The 3,236-nt window shown below is 62.4% G+C and carries 3 protein-coding genes; 1 reads left to right on the top strand and 2 read right to left on the bottom strand.

The window, feature by feature from the left end; genetic code table 11:
- Positions 1 to 550: 550 nt before the first annotated feature.
- On the bottom strand, positions 551 to 1,396 hold the full coding sequence (locus JW929_15245) for a formylglycine-generating enzyme family protein (GenBank protein ID MBN1440761.1): 846 nt from the start codon (positions 1,394 to 1,396) through the stop codon (positions 551 to 553).
- Here JW929_15245 and JW929_15240 point away from each other — a divergent pair.
- On the top strand, positions 1,395 to 1,541 hold the full coding sequence (locus JW929_15240) for a hypothetical protein (GenBank protein ID MBN1440760.1): 147 nt from the start codon (positions 1,395 to 1,397) through the stop codon (positions 1,539 to 1,541). The genes JW929_15245 and JW929_15240 overlap by 2 nt on opposite strands.
- Positions 1,542 to 1,966: 425 nt before the next feature.
- Here JW929_15240 and JW929_15235 read toward each other — a convergent pair whose 3' ends face one another.
- Positions 1,967 to 2,815: a DegV family protein gene (locus tag JW929_15235; protein ID MBN1440759.1), complete on the bottom strand. Its 849-nt coding sequence runs from the start codon at positions 2,813 to 2,815 to the stop codon at positions 1,967 to 1,969.
- Positions 2,816 to 3,236: the final 421 nt, after the last annotated feature.

The following is a 3,236-nucleotide window of genomic DNA, read 5'->3' as shown; positions in this document are numbered from 1 at the left end:
TCCCCTGGCCCCTTCCCCCTCTCCTGGCATAAGTCAGGAGAGGGGGAAGGGGTTGTGGGGTTGGGGGTGAGGAAAGGGCAGGGACAGAGGGCTGAGGAGATACAATCAATCTAATATTCTCCTTGAATTGATGAATATCGACAGAAAACACGGAGCTGCACGGAGAAAAACTAAAATCAAGGAACTCCACGGAGGCACACGGAGTAAAGCCATGTTTCATCCGTGTATCTCCGTTCCTCCGTGGATTAAAAAATATCCACTGAAGCACGGAGGCGCACGAAGAAAAACCGAATTCCATCCGTATATCTCCGTATCCTCCGAGGATAGTAAAAGAAAAGGATTTTCAATACTGGAAAAGTGGCTTTTATTGAAGTCGTCGGGTAAAAAGAAAAAGTTAACTGCGAGCACCCGTCCATTAAAGACAGGAAGTTGCGTTTATTGGCGGTGGATTCTTTTCCTGCGGGAGAACTTACCGATAACTTACGGATGGAGAAGGTTGCCGGGTGGGAAGGGCGGTTTTTCTCCCTGCACGGGGGATCCGACCCGGCTGCTAGGACGAGGACGCGCAGCGGAATCCGAGATTATAGTTCCAATACCAGTCCACGGACCGGTAGCGAAGCGTGACGCGCATCCACCAATACCCGTTGGTCCACGATCCGCCGCGCCATGAGCGCTCGCCGGTGGCGGTTAGGTCCTCCCGCCCGTCGTCGGCGCGGTAGGGGTAATCCATGATCAGCGAGGAGGTCCATTCCCAGACGTTGCCGGCCATGTCCAGCGCTCCGTACGGGCTCGCGCCGGTAGGGAAGGAGCCCACCGGCGCGGTGATGGCGAAACCGTCGTTGAAGGCGTGGTTGGCGTGGACGAGGGGACAGTTGGTGTCGCACAGGTTCGCCACAGTCGAACTCGGCGGATCGTTGCCCCAGGTATAGGTCCGGGCGTCCGTCCCGCGCGCGGCCTTTTCCCATTCCGCCTCGCTGGGCAGGCGCCGGCCGGCCCAGGCGCAGTAATCCTCCGCCATGAACCAGCTTACCCAGACAACGGGATAGTCGGCGTATTCCGGATTTCCGAAATAGACGGGGACGTAACTCTCGTGCACATCGGATTCCCCGGAACTGACCAGATGCGGCGGCCGGCAGGCTCCGGCATCGACGCATAAGGCATATTGGCCGTTCGTAACCTCGTATCGATCGATCCAAAAAGCCGCGAGGAATACCGTATGCACGGGAAGCTCGGGGTATGCGCGCCCTTGTTCGAAGGTTTTTTTGGCGTCGTTGTCGTCCGATCCCATGATGAATTCGCCGGCGGGGACGAACACCTGCACCATGCCGTCGCTGTCCGCGATCCGGACGGCCCCCGAGTTCGACGCGGTGGATGACGGCGGTGACGAAGAAGCCATGGAAGGATTCGGGGTGGAGGAGACGATCGAAATTTTCCGCGTGAAAGACGGGCTTGCCGCAGACGTCCCGGAAGCGGAGGCTGCGCCTCCCGCCGCCGGGGAACAGGCGGCCGAGAAAACCATCGGGAGCAGGACGGCGGCCTGAAGGGCATATGCCCGCTGGATCTTCCGCATTCGGCAATTTTAATCGCTTATGGCTTTTTTGCAATCCCGCGGAACGATCCATCAGTCCTGGGGACCGACAGGGCGCCGGCGGCGGAATTGGGACGCCGGGCGCAGAGCCGACGTGCCGGCGCCCGCCTTGCGGATAAACCATCTCCGGGGTGGAACCGCGCCGTGGGGGTGTCTTGAGTGGGCGGGCGCAGTAGAAACCCATGGATCCCGGCTTGGACCGCGCCGGGATGACGGCCAAATCATTGCCGGGCTTGGGCGCATGTATCCCCCTGCGCAGTAGGCGAAGCTTATCGTCCCCGGCCCGATCCCCCGCGCGGGTGCACCGCATCGGGAACTCGCCGATGCTCATCGCTCCGGGCGCAAGTCTTCACTCCCCCGGTTTTTTCCCCTGGGAAGCTAGATCCCGGCGCAATATGCCAAACCGATCGTCCCCGGCCCGACGTGCGTGCCGATGACGGGGCTGACTTCGCTGAAGACCGATTCCACCGGTTGGAAGCGCTGTTCGGCGGTCTTCAGCAGCGCCTGGGCTTCCTCCTCGGCCGCGGCCTGCAGCGAGCCGATGCGCAGGGGGCGGCGGGATCCGATCCGCTCCTCGATGATGTCGAGCATGCGCTCGACCGCCTTGCCTTTGGTGCGGACCTTGGCGATCGCCTCCACCTTGCCTTCGTGGAGCGTCAAGAGCGGTTTCATGTTCAGCGCCGTTCCCAGGAACGCCGCCGCGCCGCCGATCCGTCCGCCGCGGTGCAGGAATTCCAGCGTGTCGACGACGAAAACCACGCCGCTGGATTCCACCGCCTTGCGGGCGGCCTGCGCCGACTCGGCCATGCCGGCGCCGCCGTGCGCGGCCCGGGCGGCCGCCAGCGCGCAGAATCCCAACGCCATGGCCGTGGTGTGGGTGTCGACGATCTCGATCGCGGCGTCGGGAAAGGCCGCCTTGGCCTGGACGGCGGAATCCACCGTTCCGGAGAGCTTGCTGGAGATCAGCGCAAGCAAAATCGAATCGCCGGCCTCAACAATCGGCGCAAAGACCTTCTTGAATTCGTCGGGCGTCGTCTGCGAAGTGGACGGCATGACCTTGGCGGTCTTCAGCCGCTTGTAGAATTCCGGCGGGGTGATGTCGATCCCGTCGCGGAAGGTCTCATTCCCCCAAACCACCGTCAGCGGGACCACGATGATTCCGTACTGTTGGACGAGCGGGGCGGGCAGATAGGCCGTGCTGTCGGTGATGACAACGGTTTTTCCCATGCGGTTCCTCCGGGGATTGGGATGGGATGGAGTGCGCGGGATTATACCCTGCGGCGGCCGGCGCATCCTGCGGCAATCCGACCCCAAGGGGAATTAACACCCTTGGGGCGGCGAAGGATACGCGTCTTTTCCCGGGGCTTAACTCTCCCGCCGCGGGAAGGGTGGGGAGGGCAGGGTGGGTTGGGATTGAACCGGATTCGCGGTATTCGGAGGGCCTTTCCGATATCGGATCCCCGCGCAATACACGAGCCCGATCGTGCCTGGCCCGATCCCCGTTTCTTGAACGTGCGGGTTCATGGAACAGAAGCGAATCTTCACACTCGCCCGCTCCGCAAGCAATGCGCTTCAAAAACCGGAAGCGCATTGCTCCGCGGGGCAGGCGCGGGGACAGGCGCGGGGCAGGCGCGGGGCAGGCGCGGGG

This window comes from Anaerolineales bacterium, assembly GCA_016928575.1.
GTDB lineage: Bacteria > Chloroflexota > Anaerolineae > Anaerolineales > RBG-16-64-43 > JAFGKK01.
This window is presented reverse-complemented; position numbering and strand designations above follow the sequence as displayed.

Coding starts and splice junctions, on each gene's coding strand:
- JW929_15240 (MBN1440760.1), top strand. CDS start 1,395: ATGGAAGGATTCGGGGTGGAGGAGACGATCGAAATTTTCCGCGTGAAA.
- JW929_15245 (MBN1440761.1), bottom strand. CDS start 1,396: ATGGCTTCTTCGTCACCGCCGTCATCCACCGCGTCGAACTCGGGGGCC.
- JW929_15235 (MBN1440759.1), bottom strand. CDS start 2,815: ATGGGAAAAACCGTTGTCATCACCGACAGCACGGCCTATCTGCCCGCC.